This window comes from Micromonospora sp. NBRC 110037 (assembly GCF_001652995.1).
Lineage (GTDB): Bacteria > Actinomycetota > Actinomycetes > Mycobacteriales > Micromonosporaceae > Micromonospora > Micromonospora chalcea.
The window spans coordinates 1,515,943-1,534,787 of record NZ_BBVA01000002.1; the positions used below are offsets into that span (position 1 = coordinate 1,515,943).

An 18,845-nucleotide genomic window follows, 5' to 3' on the forward strand; every position below is an offset into this window, starting at 1 on the left:
TCGATGAGAGACAACTTCGGGGACGCGGTGGGCGACGCGTTCCGTTCGGTGATGCTGTTCCTGCCCAAGGCGGTCGCGTTCGTCGCGATCCTGATCGCCGGCTGGCTGATCGCCAAGGCCGTGCTGAAGCTCGTGGACAAGGTGCTGGAGCGGGTCCACTTCGACCGGGCCGTCGAGCGCGGCGGCATCAAGACCGCGCTGGCCCGCTCCAAGTACGACGCCAGCGACATCGTCGCCAAGCTCGCCTACTACGGCGTGCTGCTGGTCACGCTCCAGCTCGCGTTCGGCATCTGGGGCCCCAACCCGATCTCCGACCTGATCGCCGGTGTGATCGCCTGGCTGCCCCGGGCGTTCGTCGCCATCGTCATCGTGGTGGTCGCCGCGGCCATCGCCCGTGCCGTGAAGGACATCATCTCCAGCGCGCTCGGCGGCCTCTCCTACGGCCGGGTGCTGGCGAACCTCGCCTCGGTGTTCATCCTGGGCCTCGGCGTCATCGCCGCGCTCAACCAGATCGGCGTCGCCACCACTGTCACCACTCCGGTGCTGATCGCGGTGCTCGCCACCGTGGGCGGCATCCTGGTCGTCGGCGTCGGCGGCGGCCTGGTCCGGCCGATGCAGAGCCGCTGGGAGAACTGGCTGACCCGGGCCGAGGAGGAGTCGCGCACCATCGCCACGCACGCCCGCGCGTACCAGGCCGGGCGCCGCGACGTCGAGGCCCGCCTGGCCGCCACCGGCCCGTACGCGGACTCCGAGCTGACCCAGCCGGTGAGCCGGGACGCCGAGGCGGACCGTACGCAGCCCGTCCCCGCGTACCCGGCCACCCCGGCCGCCGCCGGTGCGGACTCCACCGAGCCGGTGCCGGCGGAGGCCACGCAGCACATTCCGGCGTACGCGGACTCCGACCGCACCCAGCCGGCCACGCCGCGTCAGCCGACCGCCGAGCAGGCCGCGGACAGCGAGGCCACCATGGTCATCCCGCAGGCCGACGTGGAGAAGTTCCGCCGCTGACCTGGCGGCAGTGACACTCGGGGCGGGACCGCACGGTCCCGCCCCGATCTCGTGCCCGCCGGGGGACCACCGGGGCGCCTCGCGGCGGATAGGATCCGGGCATGACCTGGCGATGTTGATGCCCTACTGAGCGACGAGGCCGCGGGCCGCCGCGGACGCCGTGCATTCCGGCCGGTGTCCGTCACGTCCCGTGGGAAGGTCCCATGCTCGTCGCTCCTGCCCGCGTACCCGCGACCCGCCGCCTGGCGGCGACGCTCTACGGGTACGCGTTCCTCACCGACCTCGTCCTGCTCTACCCGCTCTACGTGCTGCTGTTCGCCGACACCGGGTTGTCGGTCGGGCAGATCTCCTCGCTGTTCGTGCTCTGGGCGGCCGCCGGCATCGTGCTGGAGGTGCCCTCCGGGGTGTGGGCCGACACGGTGTCGCGCCGGCTGCTGCTGTGCCTGGCGCCGCTGCTCGCCGCCGCCGGTTTCGCGCTCTGGGTGCTGCTGCCGTCCTACCCGGCGTTCGCCGTGGGTTTCCTGCTGTGGGGCGCCGGTGGCGCGCTGCGCTCGGGCGCGCTGGAGGCACTGGTCTTCACCGAGCTGGAGCGTCTCGGTGCGGCCGACAGGTACGCCCGGCTGATCGGCCGGGCCCGCACCGCCGAGGTGCTCGGCGCCGTCGGGTCCGGGGTGCTCGCCGGGCCGGCGTACGCGCTCGGCGGCTACCTCGCGGTCGGCGCGGCGAGCGTGGCGACCTGCCTGCTGGCGGCAGCCGTCGCGGCCCGCTTCCCGGAACACCGCCCACGATCGTCCGCGCCGGTTCCAGGTGGCGAGCCGGACGGGCCGCGCGCGAGTGCCGCGCCGGGTGACGACGAGCCCGGCTGGCTGGACAGCCTGCGCCTGGGCCTGCGCGAGGTGCGCGCCGACCGCCGCGTCCGGGCCGCCGTGCTGCTGGTCGCGGCGGTGACAGCGATCTGGGGTGGGCTGGACGAGTACACCGGGCTGCTGGCCGCCGACACCGGCATGGCCGAGGTGGGCGTACCGCTGCTGCTCCTGCTGGTCTGGGCCGGGATGACTGTGGGTGGGCTGCTCGCGCCGCTGGGCGAGCGGCTGTCCCACCGGGGGTACGCGGGCCTGCTGGTGTTCGCGGCGGGCGCGACGGCGGCCGGGGCGCTGCTGCGGCACCCGGCGGGGTTCGTGCTGCTGGCCGCCGCGTTCGCCGCGTTCCAGCTCGCCACGGTGCTCGCCGACGTGCGGCTGCAGGCCCGGATCGCCGGGTCGGGGCGGGCCACCGTCACGTCGCTGGCCGGGATGGCCACCGACCTGACCATCGTCGCCTTCTACGCCGGGTACGGGCTGCTCGCCGGCGCGGTCGGCAACCCGGCTGCCTTCGCGGTCGCGGTGCTGCCGTACCTGCTGGTGGCGCTGTGGCTGTTCACCGGTCGAGCATGAATCACCAGAAAAGGGACCAATGGTCGCGTTCGCGGCCTAGCGTGGGTCCGGAAAATCGGCGACCCCGGGGAGACGATCGCGGTGACGTTGGAAGCAGAGCGCACACTGCGCGACGAGGACCTGACCGGGCTGGCGGAGCTGGCCGCCCAACTCCGGGTGGACGCCATCCGGTGCAGCACGATGGCCGGCTCCGGGCACCCGACATCGAGTCTCTCCGCCGCCGACCTGCTCGCCGTGCTGGTCGCCCGGCACCTGCGCTACGACTGGTCCTACCCGGGCAACCCCGGCAACGACCACCTGATCCTCTCCAAGGGGCACGCCTCGCCGCTGCTGTACGCGGTGTTCCGGGCCACCGGCGCGATCAGCGAGCAGGAGCTGCTGGAGACGTACCGGCAGGCCGGGTCGCGCCTGCAGGGCCACCCCACGCCGGTGCTGCCCTGGGTCGACGTCGCCACCGGCTCGCTCGGGCAGGGGCTGCCGGTCGGCGTCGGGGTGGCGCTCGCCGCCCAGTACCTCGACCGGTCACCCGCGCACGTCTGGGTGCTCTGCGGCGACAGCGAGACCGCCGAGGGATCGGTGTGGGAGGCGCTGGACAAGGCCGGGCACTACGGGCTGCGCAACCTCACCACGATCGTGGACGTCAACCGGTTCGGCCAGCGCGGCCCCACCGAGCTGGAGTGGGACCTGGACACCTACCGGCGTCGTGTCGAGGCGTTCGGCTGCCGGGCGATCGTCGTCGACGGCCACGACCTCGGCGCGATCGACGAGGCGTACGGGCAGGCACGCGAGGCCACCGGGCCGACAGTGGTGCTGGCCCGCACGGTCAAGGGCAAGGGCGTGCCGGAGGTCGAGAACGACCCGGCCTGGCACGGCAAGGCCTTCGACCCGGAACTGGCCGACCGGGCCGTACGGGCGCTCGGCGGCCCCCGCCGGATCCGGGTCGCCGGACCGAAACCTCCCGCCGCGCCGCGCACCGCCGCCGCCGAGCACCGGCAGCCGGAGCTGCCCCGGTACGAGCGCGGGACGAAGGTGGCCACCCGGAACGCGTACGGCGACGCGCTGCGCGCCCTCGGCGCCGCCCGGCCCGACGTGGTCGCGCTCGACGGAGAGGTCAGCGACTCCACCCGGGCGGAGAGCTTCGCCGCCGCGTACCCCGATCGGTTCTTCCAGATGTTCATCGCCGAGCAGCAGCTCGCCGCCGCGGCGGTGGGCCTGGCGGTACGCGGCTACCGGCCGTTCGCGGCGACGTTCGCCGCGTTCTGGTCCCGGGCGTACGACTTCATCCGGATGGCCGGGGTGTCCCGGGCCGACATCGCGCTGGTCGGCTCGCACGCCGGGGTCGAGATCGGCCCGGACGGCCCGTCCCAGATGGGGCTGGAGGACATCGCGGCGCTTCGCGCGGTGCCCGGCTCCACGGTGCTCAGCCCGGCCGACGCGGTCTCCTGCGCGGCGCTGGTCGCCCAGATGGCCGACCACCCGGGCATCACCTACCTGCGCACCACGCGCGGCAAGTACCCGGTGCTCTACGACGACGGCGAGCCGTTCCCGATCGGCGGCAGCCGAATGGTGCGCGACGGCGGCGACGTGGCGCTGCTCGGCACCGGCGTGACGGTGCACCTCTGCCTCACCGCCGCCGACGAACTGACCCGGGAGGGCATCGACGCGCGCGTGATCGACATGTACTCGATCAAGCCGGTGGACCGGCAGCGCCTCGCCGAGACCGTGGTGGAGACCGGCGGGCGGCTGGTGGTGGTCGAGGACCACTACCCGGAGGGCGGGCTGGGCTCAGCGGTGCTGGAGGCGCTCGCCGACCTGGGCGAACCGTCCCGGGTCAACCACCTGGCGGTACGCGGGCTGCCCGGCTCCGGCACCCCCGCCCAGCAGTTCGACCGGGCCGGCATCGGCGTCGGCGCGATCGTCTCGGCGGCGCGGGCCCTGGCCTGAACGCCTGTTCGCCGGGGCCAGGTCAGCGGCGGTGTTTGCCGAGGCCGGCGGCGGGTAGCCACGCTGCCGTTGCGACGGGAGGACAGACGATGGCCGAACCGGAGTTCTACGCGCGGGTGTCCGCCCGCGCCGGCGTACCGGTCGAGACGGCCCGCGCGCTGACCGAGGCGACGCTGCGCACGCTCGCCGAACGGATCAGCGGCGGCGAGGCCGACGACCTGTCCGCGCACGTCGCGCACGAGCTGCGTCCGTTGCTGGCGCGCGCCCGGGTCGAGGACCCGGAGGTCTTCGGGTACGACGAGTTCCTGCGCCGGGTCGCCGAGCGCTCCGGCGCCACACCGTCCGACGCCGAACGGGGCGCCCGTGCGGTGCTGCAGGCGCTGCACCGGGTGGTCGGGCCCGCCCAGTTCAACCGGGCGCTGTCCCAGCTGCCGCGCGAGATCGCCGAGCTGGCCCAGCCCGCCCCGCGCCCGGCCTAGGCGAAAGGAAGGGCCCCTTGTTAACGCCTCCGGTAGAGGAAGGGCCCCTTGTTAACACCCGCCGCCGCAGGCTGCGCGCGTCGGTGCCGGGGAGGCGTCACTCGGGCAGCGCGTCCAGGTAGACCCAGCGGCCGTCCTCGCGGGCGAAGCGGCTGTGCTCGGCCAGCACACCCGCCCGGCCACCCTCGCGGTAGTGCGCCCGGAACCGGACCGTGCCGGCGCTGTCGAACAGGCCGCCCTGACCGGTCTCCACGATCTCCAGCCGGGTCCAGCGCGTGCCCGGGTCCAGCTCCAGCCGGTCGGGCCGGGTGCTGGGGTGCCAGCTGTGCCGCAGGTAGGCGGCGTCGCCGAGCGCGAACGCGCTGAACCGGGACCGCATCAGCGCCTCCGCGGTCGCCGCCGTCGCCTCGCCCCGGTGGACCGGGGCGCAGCAGTCCGCGTACGGCCGGCCGGTGCCGCACGGGCATGCCGCCGTCCGTTCACCCCGTCTCGCCATGCCGCGATTCTCCCAAGCCTCGGAGAGGTGTTAACAAGGGGCCCTTCCTCTACCGGAGGCGTTAACAGGGGGCCCCTCCTTACACCTCAACCCAGTAGGCTCCCCGGACCATGAGCGTGAGTCCGACTCAGCGTGTCCTCGACCCCGATCAGGTCCGCCGATACCTCACCGCCTCGCTCGGGCCCGGCGTCGAGGTGGCCGACTGCGGCCCGCTGACCGGTGGCGGCTTCGCCGCCGTGTGGCAGGTACGCCTCACCGACGGCCGGGACGTGGTGCTCAAGGTCGGTCCGCCGCCGCACGTGCCGCTGCTGCGCTACGAGCGGGACATGGTCGGCGCGGAGGCGCACTACCTGCGCCTGGTCGCCGACCGCGCACCGGGGGTGCCGACGCCGGCGCTGTTGCACCACGGAACCGACCCCGAGCTGGGCGACTGGCTGATCATGGCGCGGCTACCAGGTCGTACCCTCTGGGACCTGAGCCAGGCCGGCGCGGAGGTCGGGCCGCTGCGCGAGGAGTTCGGCCGCGCGCTCGCCGCGCTGCACGCCGTCACCGGCGAGCGGTACGGCTACGACGGCGACCGGGCGCACGGGGCTACCTGGCGGGACGCGTACACGGCGATGGTGGACGACATGCTCGCCGACGCCGCCGACTGGGCGGTGCCGCTGCCGGTGCCGGCGTCCCGGATCCGGGAGCTGGTGGCGCGGCACGCGGCGGTGCTCGACGCGGTACGCCGCCCGGCGCTGCTGCACTTCGACGGCTGGGCCGGCAACGTGCTCGCCGTGGACGGGCCGGACGGCACGCCCCGGCTCACCGGCCTGGTCGACGGCGAACGCTACCTGTGGGGCGATCCGCTGATGGACCTGGTGTCGCCGCTGCTGTTCCGCCGCGCCGAGGACGAGCCGGACGACCCGCTGGTGCGCGCCTACCGGGCGGCGGCGCCGTTCCCGCTCGACGCCGGGGCGCGGCGGCGGCTCGGGTTGTACCGGCTGTACCTCTACCTGCTGATGACCGTCGAGATGCCCAGCCGGAACATCACCGCCGACAACGACCCGGGCCGGGTGGCGCTGCTGGCGAAGCTGCTCGACGCGGAACTGGCCGACCTGGAAGGCTGAGCGTCAGCGGGTAGCGGTGGCGAAGACCACGATGTTTTCCGGGTAGCTGCCGGTCCGCGGGTCGAACCGCCCGCCGCACGTGATCAAACGCAGCCGCGCAGCAGCGTCGCCGCCGTAGACCCGCGCGGTGGGGAAGCGTTCCTTCGGGTACGCCCCGACGCCGTCCACGGTGAACGCCGCGGTCCGGTCGTCGGCGCGCAGCACCCGGATCGTGTCGCCGGGGCGCAGCCGGCCGAGGTCGAAGAAGACCGCCGGGCCGTGCTGCGAGTCGACGTGCCCGACCAGCACCGCGTTGCCGGCCTGGCCGGGGGCGGGACCGGGGTGGTACCAGCCGGTGACCTCCGGGCGTTCCAGCGGCGGGACCTCCAGCGCGCCGTCGGCGTCGGTGGCCACCGGCACGATCTCGGCGTCCACGCCGATGCGCGGGATGGTCACCCGCACCGGTGTGGCGCGGGGGAGCGCCGGGCCTGCCGTACCCGGTCGTTCGGTGGCGGGCGCGGCGGAGACGCCGGGCTGTGGCGGTGGCGTCGACGTGGTGCCGAGCCCGGCCGAGACCAGTCCGGTGCCGGTGGCGGCGGCGACGGTGACGGCGGTGACCACGACGGCGGTGCGCAGCCGCGACCGGCGCTGCGACTCCGACAGCATCCCACCTCCGTCCGACAGGGACGTGCCGCCCGCGCCGGGTGCTCCGGCGCGGGCGGACCGCTCGACGATCCGGTCAGGCGACGGCGCCCGCGCGGCGTCGGCGGATGACCGCGTACGCGCCACCGGCGAGCGCCCCGGCGGCCAGCACGCCCCCGGCGACCAGCACCCCGGTGTCGCCGTCGCGCCCGCCGCCACCGGCCTGCGCGCCGCCGATCGGGGTGACGGTGAACGTGGCGCTGCCGCCGTCGCTGCCGTCGCCGCACGTGGTGGCGACGGTGTACGTGCCGAGCGTGAATCCGGCGGTGAACAGCTCGGCGCTCAGGCCACCGCCCGCGGCCGCAGTGGTGGACCGGACGTTCTGGTCCCGGTCCGGGCCGGTGACCCGGAAGATCGCGTCACCGGCGTTCGGGTTGCACGTGGTGGTCAGCACGACGGTGCCGCCGACCGGGGTGGCGGCGGGTGAGACTCTGGTGTCCGCCAGCGCGGCGGCCGGGAGCAGCAGTGCGCCGAGGCCCACGCCGAACGCCGCCGATCCGAGAAATGACTGTGCCTTCATCCGCGTCTTCCCTCACTTTTCGTCCGCTGTAGGCGTGGGACGTCGTTCGGGTGGCCAACTCCGTGACGAGCACCGGTGTGGCCAACACTAGGAGGGTTGCGGCGGTCACTGGGGGTAATTGAGAAATCTTCGTTGCCGTCCGGTGTGCTCCCTGCCGCCGTCGGAGGGTGGACATGCCGGGCCAGGCCGGACGGCGAGCCGTCCCGCTTCGCCGTGTCTGGGTCCGCTGTCCGTTTCGCGCCTACCGGACGGGCGGTTCCGGCCGGACCAGCCCGGTGTCGTACGCGAGCACCACCGCCTGGATCCGGTCGCGCAGGCCCAGCTTGGTGAGGATCGCCGAGACGTGTGTCTTCACGGTGGCGGTGCTCAGGTGCAGCCGGGCGGCGATCTCCGCATTGGACAGTGCCCGCGCGGTGAGTGTCAGCACCTCCCGTTCGCGGGCGGTCAGCACGGCGAGGGCGTCACCGGTGGGCGTGGGCGCGGGAAGCCGGTCGGCGTACCGGTCCAGCAGCCGCCGGGTCACAGTCGGCGCGAGCAGCGCCTCGCCCCGGGCCACCACGCGTACCGCCTCGGCGAGGTCGGCCGGGCGGGTGTCCTTGAGCAGGAACGCGCTGGCCCCGGCGCGCAGCGCGGCGTAGACGTGTTCGTCCAGGTCGAACGTGGTCAGCATGACCACCTTGGCCGGGTTGCCGGCGGCCACCAGGTCGCGGGTGGCGGCGATGCCGTCGCGGCAGGGCATCCGCACGTCCATCAGCACCACGTCCGGCCGCGTACGCGTCGCGACCGCGACCGCCTCGACCCCGTCGGCGGCCTCGCCGACCACGCTCAGGTCGGGCCGCGCGTCGAGGACTGTGCGCAGCCCGGCGCGGATCAGCTCCTGGTCGTCGGCGATGACCACCCGTACCGTCATCGGGCCGCCTCCACCGGCAGCCGGGCGTGGACCCGGAATCCGCCGGCCGGCAGCGGGCCGGCGTCGAGTGTGCCGCCGAGCAGCCGGGCCCGTTCCCGCATGCCGACGATGCCGCGCCCGGTGGTCGTGCCGGGGCGGCGGGCGGGCGCCGGGCCGTCGTTGACGACCTCCAGCCGCAGTACGCCGTCGCGGTAATCGACGTCCACGTCGGCGCGGGTGGCATGCCCGTGGCGCAGCGCGTTCGTCAGCGACTCCTGCACGATCCGGTACGCCGACAGCTGCACCCCGCCGGGCAGCGCCTCGCCGTCGCCGTCGCGCCGCAGCGTCACCCGCAGGCCCACCGCCCGTACCGCGTCGGCGAGCGCGTCGAGCTGCGCCAGTCCCGGCTGCGGTCCGTCCGGTTCGGACCCGTCGTCGAGGGCGAGCGCGTGCAGCATGGCCCGCAGTTCGGTCAGCGCCGACCGGGCCGCCGTGTCGATCGCGGCGAGCGCGGCGCGGGCCTGCTCCGGCTGCGCGTCGAACACGTCCTCGGCGGCGGCGGCCTGCACCGCGATGACCGCGACGTGGTGCGCCACCACGTCGTGCAGCTCCCGGGAGATCCGCTCCCGTTCGGCGGCGCGTACCTGCCGTTCGCGCTCGCCACGCCGCTGCGCCTGGCCCCGTTGCAGTTCGCCGAGCGTCCAGCTCAGGCCCAGCGCGGTCACCGCCAGCAGCAGGTCCCGCCAGCCGCCGGTGACCAGCTTCCACGGCGTGGGCGCGAGCAGCAGCCCGAGCGCGACGAGCGAGTACCGGGGCGGGCGCAGCCGGGCCACGTACGCCATCGGCACCGCGACCAGGCCGAGCCAGCCGAGCTGCGGGCAGAGCGCCTCGAGGCCGACGCCGGCGAGCGCGGCGACGCCGAGGGCGTACCCCGGGTGGCGCCGGATCCACAGCAGACAGCCGGCCTGCGCGACGGCGAGGCCGACCGCGACGGCGGTCGCGCCGGTCGTGTCCGGGCCGGCGTCGGAGGCCAGCAGCGCGAGCAGGCACACGGCGAGGCTCACGGTGGCGATGCCGCCGTCGAGCAGCAGCAGGAGCCGGGACCGGGACGCGCACCTCATGTCCGGATGCTAGGCCGCGGGCGCACCGCTTCTCATCGGTCGCCAGACCGAGATCCGGGCCGGTGATCGGTCCGGCGACGGAGCCGGGAACCGCTCCGTGGCCCGATCCGCGCAGCGGCCCGCCGGACCTAGCGTCGGCGGCAGTCGTCCCGATGCCGAGGAGCCACCGATGGAAACCACGATTCCGACCGCCGCCACCCGCCCGACCCGCCGCCGGGTGCGGCTGCTGACGGTGCTCGCCGCCACCGTGGCCACGCTGCTGGGCTGGGTGGTCGCGGTGCCGCTGGCCGGGGTGGATCTGACCGCGCGCACCGGTTCGGACGTGCAGCGGGTGACGCCGGTGGCGGTGGCGGTGAGCACGCTGCTCGCCGGGCTGTCCGGCTGGGCGCTGCTGGCCCTGCTGGAGCGGCTCACCGCCCGCGCCCGGACCGTCTGGACGGTGGTCGCGGGCCTGGTGCTGCTGGTGTCGCTGCTCGGGCCGCTAAGCGGGGGAGTGGGGGGTGCGGCGACGCTGACGCTGGTGGCGTTTCACCTGGTCGCGGGCACGGTGCTGATCACCGGTCTGCGCCGCGCCGCCGCCTGACGGGCCGGGCCGCCGCGACGGGGGCAGGCGGCCCGGCCTCCAGAACTAGCCTCCTAGGATGCCTTACGCGATGTGACGCCGGAAATTCCTCCGCCACCGATGTCGAGAACGGGCAGGCGGCTTCGTCCCCGGAGTGAACGCGGCCAGAATGGGTCGCACCCTCCACGAGGAGACACAGATGAAGTACCTGCTCCTGAAGCACTACCGCGGCGGCCCGACCCCGGTCACCGACATGCCGATGATCGACAAGTGGACGCCGGAGGAGATCTCCGCGCACGTGAACTACATGCAGGAGTTCGCCGCCCGGCTGCAGGAGAGCGGCGAGTACGTCGACGGCCAGGCGCTCGCCCCGGAGGGCACGTTCGTCCGCTACGACGGCGAGGGCCGCCCGCCGGTCACCGACGGCCCGTTCGCCGAGACGAAGGACCTCATCGCCGGCTGGATGGTGATCGACGTGGACAGCTACGAGCGCGCGCTCGAACTGGCCGCCGAGCTGTCGGCCGCGCCCGGTCAGGGCGGCAAGCCGATCCACGAGTGGCTGGAGCTGCGCCCGTTCCTGACCGCGCCGCCGACCATCACCGAGTGATCCGTCCGATGGACGAGGTCGCGCTCCGCAGCCTCATCCCGGGCGTGCTCGGTGTCCTCGTCCGCCGCGGAGCCGACTTCGCGGCGGCCGAGGACGCGGTGCAGGACGCGCTGATCGAGGCGCTGCGTGTCTGGCCGGCCGACCCGCCCCGCGACCCGTTGGGCTGGCTGGTCACAGTGGCGTGGCGCCGGTTCCTGGACGCGGTCCGCGCCGACGCCGCCCGGCGCCGGCGTGAGGATCTCGTGGACGAGGAGCCGCCGCCCGGGCCGGTGCCGGCGGTGGACGACACGCTGCGGCTCTACTTCCTCTGCGCGCATCCGTCGCTGAGCCCGTCGTCGGCCGTCGCGTTGACGCTGCGCGCCGTCGGCGGGCTCACCACCCGGCAGATCGCGCAGGCGTACCTGGTGCCGGAGGCCACCATGGCGCAGCGGATCAGCCGGGCCAAGCGCACCGTCTCCGGGGTCCGCTTCGACCAGCCCGGTGACGTCGCCACCGTGCTGCGCGTGCTGTACCTGGTGTTCAACGAGGGCTACTCCGGCGACGTGGACCTGGCCGCCGAGGCGATCCGGCTCACCCGGCAGCTCGCCGCCGCGATCGACCACCCCGAGGTGGCCGGGCTGCTCGCGCTCATGCTGCTGCACCACGCCCGCCGGGCCGGCCGGACCGCGCCCGACGGCAGCCTGGTGCCGCTGGCCGAGCAGGACCGCAGCCGGTGGGACACCACGCTGATCGCCGAGGGCGTGGGCATCCTGCAGACCGCGCTGTCCCGCGACCGGCTCGGCGAGTTCCAGGCCCAGGCCGCGATCGCGGCACTGCACGCGGACGCGCCCGCCGCCGCGGAGACCGACTGGGTGCAGATCGTCGAGTGGTACGACGAGCTGGTGCGCCTGACCGGCAACCCGATCGCCCGGCTCAACCGGGCGGTCGCGGTCGGCGAGGCGGACGGCCCGCGCGCCGGGCTGGCGGCGCTCGCGGCGCTTGACGACACGCTGCCCCGGTACACGGCGGTGGCCGCGTACCTGCACGAACGCGACGGCGATCCGGACCGGGCGGCCGGCCTGTACGCCGACGCGGCCCGTCGCGCGGCCAGCCTGGCCGAACGCGACCACCTCAACCGGCAGGCGGCCCGCCTCAACTCCCGCCGCCCCGGATAAACCGGTCGGCAGGGTTCGTCGCCGCTGGTAGGTTGCCTCGCCGTGACGGGGGAACGGCTCGGCGGGCGCTTCGCCCGACTGTGGACGGCGAGCACGCTGTCCGCGCTGGGCAGCGGGACGGCGACTGTGGCCGCGCCGCTGTACGTGGCGTCGCTCACCGACGATCCGCTGGTGGTGTCGGCCGGGGCGGCGGTGTCGTGGCTGCCGTGGCTGCTGTTCGCGCTGCCCGGCGGCGTGCTGGCCGACCGGGTGGACCGGCGGCGGCTGATGGTGCTCATCGACTGGGTACGCGTCGGCGCGCTCGCCGTGCTCGCGGCGGCGATGCTCGCCGACCGGGCCGGGATCGCGCTGCTGTACGCGGTGCTGTTCGTGGTGAACACCGGCGAGGTGGTGTTCCGTACCGCCGCGCAGGCGGTGCTGCCGGCGGTGGTGCCGCGCTCGCTGCTGGAACGCGCCAACGGGTGGCTGGGCGGCGGCACCCAGGTGATGCAGAACATGATCGCCGGCCCGCTCGGCGGGTTCCTGTTCGTGCTGGCGGCGTCGCTGCCGTTCGCCCTGAACGCCGGCACGTACGCGCTCAGCGCCGTGCTGGTCGGGCTGCTCGCCGGGACGTACCGGGCCGGGCCGGCGCCGGACGGGCGGCGTTCGGCGCGGGCGGAGGTCGCGGAGGGGTTCCGCTGGTTGTGGGGGCAGCGGCTGCTGCGCACCATGACCGTGCTGATCGGCCTGCTCAACGTCACGCTCACCGCCGCCGTGGCGGTGCTGGTGCTGCTCGCCACCGAACGGCTGGGTCTCGGCTCGGTCGGCTACGGCGCGTTGTTCACCTGCATGGCAGTGGGCGGTGTGCTCGGCTCGGTGGTGGGGGACCGGCTGATCGCCGCGATCACGCCCACCTGGACGGTGCGGACCGGGCTGCTGGTCGAGGCGGGACTGCACCTGGCGCTGGCCGCGTCCCGCAGCGCGGCCGTGGTCGGGTTCGCGCTGTTCGCGTTCGGGGCGCACAGCGCGCTGTGGAACATCGTGGCGAACTCGCTGCGGCAGCGGCTCACCCCGCCCGCGTTGATGGGCCGGGTCGGCAGCACCACGTTGTTCGTCGCGGCGGGCGGAAACTGCGTCGGCGCGCTGCTGGGCGGTGTGGTGGCGGCCCGGTTCGGCATCACCGCGCCGTACTGGGTGGGTTTCGTGGTGGCGGTCGCGGTGATCGCCGCGACGTGGCGGGTCTTCGACCGGGCGACGGTGGCCGCCGCCTACGCCCAGCCGGCCCCGCAGGAGCCCGCCCCGGTGGCCTGACGCCGGGTCGGCCGGTGACCGCGCCCGCCGATGTGACAGCGTGGTCGGGTGCACGCATCCTCAGCGGTCGACGTCGACCTCGCGCTGGTCGGCGGCGGCGGCGCCGCGTCCCTGGTCCTGGCCGCGCTGGACCGCCACGGCGTGACCGGGCTGCGGGTCGCGGTGGTCGACCCGGTGCACAAACGCGGCCAGGACCGCACGTGGGCGTTCTGGGGCCTGCCCGGTGACGACCTCGACCCGCTGCTGAGCGCGAGCTGGTCGCAGGTCGACGTGGTCACGCGCGCCGGCCGCCGCGTCCTCACGCTCGACCCGCTGCGGTACGCCATGCTGCGCTCCGCCCCGGTCTACGACCGGGCTGCCGCGGCCGAGCGGCGGCTGGACGCGGTCCGGATCAGCGCTCCGGCGGGGGAGCTGCACGACGACGGTGAGCGGGTCACGGTCCGCGACCCGGAGGGGCGGGACCTGGTGCGGGCCGGCTGGGTGCTCGACTCGCGGCCCCGGCGGCCGAAACGACCGGGGCGGACCAGTTGGTTGCAGCACTTCCGGGGCTGGTGGCTGGCCGCCGACCGGCCGACGTTCGATCCGCAGCGGGCCGTTCTGATGGACTTCCGCACCCCACAGCCGCAGCGCGGCGTCTCCTTCGGGTACGTGCTGCCTGTCGACGACCGGTTCGCGCTGGTCGAGTACACCGAGTTCGGCCCGGCCCTGCTCGACGACGCGGGCTACGACACGGCGCTGCGCGGCTACGCCGACCTGCTCGGGCTGGACCTGACCGCGCTGCGGGTGCGGGAGGTCGAGGACGGCGTGATCCCGATGACCGACGGCTCGTTCGAACCCCGTCCCAGCCCGCGGGTGGTGCGGCTGGGCACCGCCGGTGGGGCGACCCGGCCGTCCACCGGCTTCACGTTCTCCGCGATGCTGCGCCAGGCCGACCAGGTGGCCCTGGCGCTCGCCGCCGGCCGTCCGCCGGTGCCCGCGCCCGCGTACCCGGGGCGGCACCTGTGGATGGACGCGGTGGCGCTGCGCGCGCTGGACCGGGGGCACGTCGGCGGGGTGGAGTTCTTCGAGCGGCTGTTCGACCGCAACCCGGCGGAGCGGGTGCTGCGGTTCCTCGACGGCGTGACCAGCCCGGCCGAGGACCTGGCGGTGATGCGGTCCAGCCCGCTGCTGCCGATGACCGGCGCGGTGCTCGGCGACGCGGCCGGCCGGCTGCGGGCCCGCCTGCGCCGCTAGCCTGCTCGCCTGCCCGGGTCGTGGCCGGCGTCTGCCTTCTCGGCGCTACCGGTGGCCGGTCGCCTCGGCGACGCGGTCGCGCACCAGCACCCGCAGCTGCTCCATCGGGTCGCCGTCGCCCGCGCCGAGCCGGTTGCGCACCGCCGCCACCGTCAACCCCAGATCCGGGTACGCGAACGCGAGGCTGCCGCCGCTACCGGCGGTGCCGAACGATCCGTCGTCCTCGACCGCGTACCCGAGCCCGAACGTGCTCTCCTGGCCGAACACCCACTCCTGGGCGCGTACCGCAGGGGCGGACACCTCCCGCATCCGTGCGGCGGAGATCAGCCGTACCCCGTCGACCGGGCCGAGCAGCGCCGCGTACATCCGGGCCACCGCGCGGGCGCTCATCGTGCCGACCGACGGCACGTCGGCGCGCAGCACGTCGGGGCGGGAACCGATGACGGTGTCGGGGCGTACCGCTGGCGGGGCGACCGCGTCGAAGTGCGGCAGGTTCGCCCCGGCCCAGGTCATCAGCGCGGACAGGCCGGCGTCCTCCAGCCGGGCCAGCCGGGCCAGGTCCGCCTCCGGTACGGCGAGGAACAGTTCCCGGTCCACGCCGAGCGGCCCGGCCACCTCGTCGGCGAGCACCCGCGACACCGGCGCGCCGGCGACCCGCCGGACCACTTCGCCGAGCAGCCACCCCCACGTCCAGGCGTGGTACGCGAGCCGCTCGCCGGGTTCCCACAGCGGCCGCGCGTCTGCCAGCAGCTCGCACATGCGCGTCCAGTCGGTGAAGTCCTCCGGCGTGACGTCGGCGGGCAGCGCGGGCAGGCCGGCGGTGTGGGTGAGCACGTGCCGCAGCGTGATGGCGTCCTTGCCGTGCCGGGCGAACTCCGGCCACACCGCGGCGAGCGGCAGGTCGTAGTCGAGCCGTCCCCGCTCGGCGAGCACGTGCACGACGGTGGCGGTGAGTCCCTTGCCGGTGGAGACCGCGTGCACGGGCGTGTCGGCGGTCATCGGCCGTCCGGTGGTGGTGTCGGCGAGCCCCGCGTGTTCGGAGACGATCGCCACCCCGTCCAGGTACGCGGCCACCTGCACACCGGCCTCCCGGCCGGAGGAGACCAGCTCGTCGATCGTGTCCCGTACCTCGGCCCGCAGGCCGTCCCACCGCGTGTCCACGATCTCGCAGCGTGCCAGACCGCCGCGCCGCCGTCGCTCGCTTTTCGGCCGCCGGTTCTCCGTCGCTGCGTGCTCGGCCGGGCGGCGGCGCTCAGCGGGCGAGTGTCGTCGGCGTGGCGCCGGTGGCGCCCTGGGTCGGCAGCGGGTCCGTGTCGCCGGTGAGCAGCCGGGCGCGCAGCGCGTCGATCGTCTGCGCGTCGACACCGAGCCGGCCGGTCACGTACCCGTGCACGGAACCGTGTGCGGCCCGCAGGTCGGCCAGCACCAGCCGGATGACCTCGGCCGGCGCCCGCCCGTACGCGGGCCAGCCCGGCGTCGCGCCGCCGTTGCGGTCCCGCCACTCGGCGACCAGCCGGTCGGTGGCGTGCTCGGTGAGCGCGAAGTCCGCGGCGATCTGGTCGTCGTCCACCCCCAGCAGGGACAGCACCAGCGCGGCGAGCAGGCCGGTGCGGTCCTTGCCGGACGCGCAGTGGAACACCAGCGGATGCTCGCCGTCCGCGATCACCTCGACCGCCCGGCGCAGCTCGGCCACGCCGTCCTCGGCCACCTCGGCGTACCGGTCGGCCAGGTAGCGCCACGGGTCCACGTCGGGATCGATGTCGGCCTGCACGTACGGCCGGTGCTCGATGCTCAGGTTGTGCCAGGTCACGCCGAGGCTTTCCGGGGCCCGGCCGCGGTCGGCGATCTCCCACGGGTAGCGCAGGTCGATCACGGTGCGGACGCCGAGCGCCGCGAACTGCTGCAGGTCGTCACCGGCGAGCTTGGCCAGCGAGTCGGAGCGGTAGAGGCGGCCCCGGGCGACGGTGCGGCCGTCGCCGGTCCGCCAGCCGCCGAGGTCACGGAAGTTGCAGAGGGTGGCGAAGTCCGGGGGAGCGGTCATACCGGCACGCTAGCCGCGCGCGGCGGGTCGGGTGGTCCCGCGTGCTCGCGTACCCGGTAGGTTGCCGGGCATGGCGGAGGCGGAGACCGGCCGGGTCGTGGAGATCTGGACCGACGGCGCGTGCAGCGGCAATCCCGGGCCCGGCGGGTGGGGCGCGGTGCTGCGCTGGGGCGGGCACGAGCGGGAGCTGTGCGGCGGCGAGGCCACCCCGACCACCAACAACCGGATGGAGCTGACCGCCGCGATCCGGGCGCTGGAGAGCCTGACCCGCCCGGTCACGGTACGGCTGCACACCGACAGCACCTATGTACGCAACGGCATCACCGGCTGGCTGAACGCCTGGAAGCGCAACGGCTGGCTGACCGCCGCGAAGCAGCCGGTGAAGAACGCCGACCTGTGGCAGGCGCTGGAGGCGGCCTGTGCCCGGCACGACGTGACGTGGCTGTGGGTGAAGGGCCACAACGGGCACCCGGAGAACGAACGCGCCGACGCGCTGGCGAACCGGGGCATGACCGAGGCGCGGAGCGGCACGGCCGCCGCCCCGCGCACGCGTCAGCGCAGCGGCCGGCCCTCCTCGATCTCCTCCGGCTCCTCGGACGGGTCGCCGGTTCCGGAGACCGCGTCGACGTCGTAGCCGGCGCGGCTGACCTCCCGCGCGGACCGGCGGTCCTCGGCGGGCAGGTCGGCGAAGTCGTCACCGGTGTCGTCGGTGGTGTGCAGGGACTCGCCCGGCGGGCGCAGGGACGCCTCGTACGCGGTCACGCCGTCGGGTTCGTCGCCGGCCGCGCGGCCGAAGGACTCTTCACTGGTCATGTCGCACTCCTGCCCGCAGCGGGTGACGGCAAACGTTCGGGTGGCCTGGTGTCCGGCCGGTGCTCGCGCCTGCTCAGCCGGCGGCGTCCCGTCCGCGGGCCGCGTCCGGGTGCGTCGGCATCGAGGAGCCGCCCGAGCTGCTGCCGGAGGCGCCACCCGCCATGCCGGAGCCGTCGTCCTCGGTCACCTCGTCCGGTTTCGGCACGCCGGGCGCGGGCGCCGGCACGTCGGCGTCCGCGGCCGTCTGCACCAGCGGCACCTGCCCGGCCTCGTCCTCGGCGTGCGCCGGATCGACCGGCTCCTCACCGTCGCGTGCCCGATATCCCACCGGTGCCCCTCCCTCGACCAACAGTCGTCCGCGACGCCTACCCCACCCCATCCCCACCAAACCCGGCCCCCTCCGCCCTCCGGCCCCCCTTCTCCCCGTTGATCAAGGAGTTTGTGTCCCGATCCGGCCCCGAACCAGCCACAAACTCCTTGATCGTCGCCCAGTGTCCGGACCGGTGGGCCGGGCGGGTCAGCGGCGGCGGCGGGGGCGTGGCCGGGGGCGGGCCGGGGTCAGCGTCAGGGACCAGTGGGCCGGGCGGCGCAGCCCCGGCGGCAGGACCGTGCGGTGGTCGCCGCGCGCGGCGTCGAGCTGCGACTGGTGCGTGAACAGGCACTCGCTCAGGTCTGCGCCGCGCAGGTCGGCCCCGCGCAGGTCCGCGCCGGTCAGGTCGGCCGCGCCGAGCCGTACGCCCCGCAGGTCCGCGCCGATCAGGCAGGCGCCGCGCAGGTTCGCCCCGGCCAGCGGCGTACGGCGCAGGTCCACAGCGATCAGCGTCGCGCCCCGGCGGTCCGGGCCGGCCTTCCCGGCGCGGGCCTGTGAGGCGGCGCGGGACAGGAGCCGGTTGGCCCGGTCCCGGTGCGCGTCGACGTCGAGCGCGAGCAGCTCGTCAGGGGTGCCGTCGGCGAGCCGGCCGGTCTCGTCCAGCGCGGCATTCAGCTCGTCGCGCAGCGGGCCGGGCGGGGTCAGGCGTACCGCCTCGGTCAGATACCAGAGCAACTCGTGCAGGGGCCGCAACACCGCGAAGGTGTCGAACATCCGCGCTGCGGTGGCCGGGTCGGCGCGCCAGTCGCGGCCGGCGAACGTGTGCCGGGTGAGGTGCTGGCCGGCGCCGAAGCAGTCGAACACGGTGCATCCGGGGAAGCCGCGTTGCCGCAGCTCGGTGTGGATGCCGCAGCGGAAGTCGGCGCCCAGGTTCGGGCAGGGCCGTCCGGCGGGCTTGTCGATGGCGAAGTCGGCGGACGCGGTGAACGCCGGCGCGACGCAGCAGACCCCGGCGCAGCGCGAACAGTCCGCCCGCAGCTCCCGCCCGCCACCGACCGTGCGCGCCTCCACAGCACCCCCGTCCACCCGCACCATTCTCCGCACCCACCCCACCCCCACCCCACCCACCCCACCCACCCCGTCGATCATGAG

The 18,845-nt window shown here is 75.0% G+C and carries 21 protein-coding genes; 11 read left to right on the forward strand and 10 right to left on the reverse strand.

Features of this window, described 5'->3' with window-relative positions; genetic code table 11:
- Window positions 1-3 precede the first annotated feature (3 nt).
- The 4 genes from A4R25_RS05840 to A4R25_RS05855 all read left to right on the forward strand — a co-directional run bounded on the left by A4R25_RS05840 (window position 4) and on the right by A4R25_RS05855 (window position 4,864).
- The gene (locus A4R25_RS05840) at window positions 4-1,008 is read left to right on the forward strand and encodes a hypothetical protein (RefSeq protein ID WP_064445886.1); all 1,005 of its coding nucleotides are present in this window, start codon (window positions 4-6) and stop codon (window positions 1,006-1,008) included.
- 203 nt (window positions 1,009-1,211) lie between these two features.
- Window positions 1,212-2,441, forward strand: coding sequence for an MFS transporter (locus tag A4R25_RS05845; RefSeq protein ID WP_064445887.1), 1,230 nt, complete (start codon window positions 1,212-1,214; stop codon window positions 2,439-2,441).
- 81 nt (window positions 2,442-2,522) lie between these two features.
- On the forward strand, window positions 2,523-4,385 hold the full coding sequence (locus tag A4R25_RS05850) for a transketolase (RefSeq protein WP_064445888.1): 1,863 nt from the start codon (window positions 2,523-2,525) through the stop codon (window positions 4,383-4,385).
- Window positions 4,386-4,474: 89 nt separating this feature from the next.
- The gene (locus A4R25_RS05855; protein WP_043323876.1) at window positions 4,475-4,864 is read left to right on the forward strand and encodes a DUF2267 domain-containing protein; all 390 of its coding nucleotides are present in this window, start codon (window positions 4,475-4,477) and stop codon (window positions 4,862-4,864) included.
- Between the two features lie 97 nt (window positions 4,865-4,961).
- Here the strand turns inward: A4R25_RS05855 and A4R25_RS05860 are convergent, their stop codons facing one another.
- Window positions 4,962-5,360, reverse strand: a complete 399-nt coding sequence (locus tag A4R25_RS05860) for a YchJ family protein (RefSeq protein ID WP_043323878.1) — start codon at window positions 5,358-5,360, stop codon at window positions 4,962-4,964.
- Between the two features lie 110 nt (window positions 5,361-5,470).
- Between A4R25_RS05860 and A4R25_RS05865 the strand changes: the two genes are divergently transcribed.
- The gene (locus A4R25_RS05865) at window positions 5,471-6,472 is read left to right on the forward strand and encodes a phosphotransferase family protein (RefSeq protein WP_064445889.1); all 1,002 of its coding nucleotides are present in this window, start codon (window positions 5,471-5,473) and stop codon (window positions 6,470-6,472) included.
- A 3-nt stretch (window positions 6,473-6,475) separates the two neighbouring features.
- Here the strand turns inward: A4R25_RS05865 and A4R25_RS05870 are convergent, their stop codons facing one another.
- From A4R25_RS05870 to A4R25_RS05885, 4 genes are all read right to left on the reverse strand, one after another.
- A complete protein-coding gene (locus A4R25_RS05870) occupies window positions 6,476-7,117 on the reverse strand; it encodes a class F sortase (RefSeq protein ID WP_064446485.1) in 642 nt (213 codons plus the stop codon).
- A 73-nt stretch (window positions 7,118-7,190) separates the two neighbouring features.
- Window positions 7,191-7,673 carry a hypothetical protein gene (locus A4R25_RS05875; RefSeq protein ID WP_043323881.1) on the reverse strand — a complete coding sequence of 161 codons (483 nt, stop codon included), beginning with the start codon at window positions 7,671-7,673 and terminating at the stop codon, window positions 7,191-7,193.
- 241 nt (window positions 7,674-7,914) lie between these two features.
- Entirely contained in the window at window positions 7,915-8,583 is a 669-nt protein-coding gene (locus A4R25_RS05880) for a response regulator transcription factor (RefSeq protein ID WP_064445890.1), read from the reverse strand.
- A complete protein-coding gene (locus tag A4R25_RS05885) occupies window positions 8,580-9,683 on the reverse strand; it encodes a sensor histidine kinase (RefSeq protein WP_064445891.1) in 1,104 nt (367 codons plus the stop codon). Before A4R25_RS05885 ends, A4R25_RS05880 begins: the two co-directional genes overlap by 4 nt.
- Before the next feature lie 169 nt (window positions 9,684-9,852).
- On the opposite strand from A4R25_RS05885, the gene A4R25_RS05890 reads away from it, so the two are divergent.
- From A4R25_RS05890 to A4R25_RS05910, 5 genes are all read left to right on the forward strand, one after another.
- Entirely contained in the window at window positions 9,853-10,266 is a 414-nt protein-coding gene (locus tag A4R25_RS05890) for a DUF6069 family protein (RefSeq protein ID WP_064445892.1), read from the forward strand.
- A gap of 178 nt (window positions 10,267-10,444) precedes the next feature.
- Complete coding sequence (locus tag A4R25_RS05895; protein ID WP_043323886.1) at window positions 10,445-10,852, forward strand: YciI family protein; 408 nt, start codon at window positions 10,445-10,447, stop codon at window positions 10,850-10,852.
- Window positions 10,853-10,860: 8 nt separating this feature from the next.
- Window positions 10,861-12,006 (forward strand): RNA polymerase sigma factor, encoded by a 1,146-nt coding sequence (locus tag A4R25_RS05900; protein WP_064446486.1) that lies wholly within the window; start codon window positions 10,861-10,863, stop codon window positions 12,004-12,006.
- Window positions 12,007-12,048: 42 nt separating this feature from the next.
- On the forward strand, window positions 12,049-13,296 hold the full coding sequence (locus A4R25_RS05905; RefSeq protein ID WP_043323888.1) for an MFS transporter: 1,248 nt from the start codon (window positions 12,049-12,051) through the stop codon (window positions 13,294-13,296).
- 48 nt (window positions 13,297-13,344) lie between these two features.
- A complete protein-coding gene (locus A4R25_RS05910; protein WP_064445893.1) occupies window positions 13,345-14,529 on the forward strand; it encodes a lycopene cyclase family protein in 1,185 nt (394 codons plus the stop codon).
- 45 nt (window positions 14,530-14,574) lie between these two features.
- On the opposite strand, the gene A4R25_RS05915 is transcribed toward A4R25_RS05910, so the two are convergent.
- The gene (locus A4R25_RS05915) at window positions 14,575-15,690 is read right to left on the reverse strand and encodes a serine hydrolase (protein ID WP_197494851.1); all 1,116 of its coding nucleotides are present in this window, start codon (window positions 15,688-15,690) and stop codon (window positions 14,575-14,577) included.
- A 91-nt stretch (window positions 15,691-15,781) separates the two neighbouring features.
- Entirely contained in the window at window positions 15,782-16,570 is a 789-nt protein-coding gene (locus tag A4R25_RS05920; protein WP_064445894.1) for a tyrosine-protein phosphatase, read from the reverse strand.
- 70 nt (window positions 16,571-16,640) lie between these two features.
- Between A4R25_RS05920 and rnhA the strand changes: the two genes are divergently transcribed.
- Window positions 16,641-17,204 carry a ribonuclease HI gene (gene rnhA, locus A4R25_RS05925; RefSeq protein ID WP_043323891.1) on the forward strand — a complete coding sequence of 188 codons (564 nt, stop codon included), beginning with the start codon at window positions 16,641-16,643 and terminating at the stop codon, window positions 17,202-17,204.
- Here rnhA and A4R25_RS05930 read toward each other — a convergent pair.
- From A4R25_RS05930 to A4R25_RS05940, 3 genes are all read right to left on the reverse strand, one after another.
- On the reverse strand, window positions 17,123-17,383 hold the full coding sequence (locus A4R25_RS05930) for a hypothetical protein (RefSeq protein WP_043323893.1): 261 nt from the start codon (window positions 17,381-17,383) through the stop codon (window positions 17,123-17,125). The genes rnhA and A4R25_RS05930 overlap by 82 nt on opposite strands.
- Window positions 17,384-17,456: 73 nt before the next feature.
- The gene (locus A4R25_RS05935; RefSeq protein WP_064445895.1) at window positions 17,457-17,711 is read right to left on the reverse strand and encodes a hypothetical protein; all 255 of its coding nucleotides are present in this window, start codon (window positions 17,709-17,711) and stop codon (window positions 17,457-17,459) included.
- Window positions 17,712-17,900: 189 nt separating this feature from the next.
- A complete protein-coding gene (locus A4R25_RS05940; RefSeq protein ID WP_064445896.1) occupies window positions 17,901-18,788 on the reverse strand; it encodes a pentapeptide repeat-containing protein in 888 nt (295 codons plus the stop codon).
- Window positions 18,789-18,845: the final 57 nt, after the last annotated feature.

Excerpts from the sequence above, each read along its gene's own strand:
- A4R25_RS05840 (WP_064445886.1), top strand. The coding sequence starts at position 4 with ATGAGAGACAACTTCGGGGACGCGGTGGGCGACGCGTTCCGTTCGGTG.
- A4R25_RS05845 (WP_064445887.1), top strand. The coding sequence starts at position 1,212 with ATGCTCGTCGCTCCTGCCCGCGTACCCGCGACCCGCCGCCTGGCGGCG.
- A4R25_RS05855 (WP_043323876.1), top strand. The coding sequence starts at position 4,475 with ATGGCCGAACCGGAGTTCTACGCGCGGGTGTCCGCCCGCGCCGGCGTA.
- A4R25_RS05860 (WP_043323878.1), bottom strand. The coding sequence starts at position 5,360 with ATGGCGAGACGGGGTGAACGGACGGCGGCATGCCCGTGCGGCACCGGC.
- A4R25_RS05865 (WP_064445889.1), top strand. The coding sequence starts at position 5,471 with ATGAGCGTGAGTCCGACTCAGCGTGTCCTCGACCCCGATCAGGTCCGC.
- A4R25_RS05870 (WP_064446485.1), bottom strand. The coding sequence starts at position 7,117 with ATGCTGTCGGAGTCGCAGCGCCGGTCGCGGCTGCGCACCGCCGTCGTG.
- A4R25_RS05875 (WP_043323881.1), bottom strand. The coding sequence starts at position 7,673 with ATGAAGGCACAGTCATTTCTCGGATCGGCGGCGTTCGGCGTGGGCCTC.
- A4R25_RS05880 (WP_064445890.1), bottom strand. The coding sequence starts at position 8,583 with ATGACGGTACGGGTGGTCATCGCCGACGACCAGGAGCTGATCCGCGCC.
- A4R25_RS05885 (WP_064445891.1), bottom strand. The coding sequence starts at position 9,683 with ATGAGGTGCGCGTCCCGGTCCCGGCTCCTGCTGCTGCTCGACGGCGGC.
- A4R25_RS05890 (WP_064445892.1), top strand. The coding sequence starts at position 9,853 with ATGGAAACCACGATTCCGACCGCCGCCACCCGCCCGACCCGCCGCCGG.
- A4R25_RS05895 (WP_043323886.1), top strand. The coding sequence starts at position 10,445 with ATGAAGTACCTGCTCCTGAAGCACTACCGCGGCGGCCCGACCCCGGTC.
- A4R25_RS05900 (WP_064446486.1), top strand. The coding sequence starts at position 10,861 with ATGGACGAGGTCGCGCTCCGCAGCCTCATCCCGGGCGTGCTCGGTGTC.
- A4R25_RS05920 (WP_064445894.1), bottom strand. The coding sequence starts at position 16,570 with ATGACCGCTCCCCCGGACTTCGCCACCCTCTGCAACTTCCGTGACCTC.
- rnhA (WP_043323891.1), top strand. The coding sequence starts at position 16,641 with ATGGCGGAGGCGGAGACCGGCCGGGTCGTGGAGATCTGGACCGACGGC.
- A4R25_RS05930 (WP_043323893.1), bottom strand. The coding sequence starts at position 17,383 with ATGACCAGTGAAGAGTCCTTCGGCCGCGCGGCCGGCGACGAACCCGAC.
- A4R25_RS05940 (WP_064445896.1), bottom strand. The coding sequence starts at position 18,788 with ATGGTGCGGGTGGACGGGGGTGCTGTGGAGGCGCGCACGGTCGGTGGC.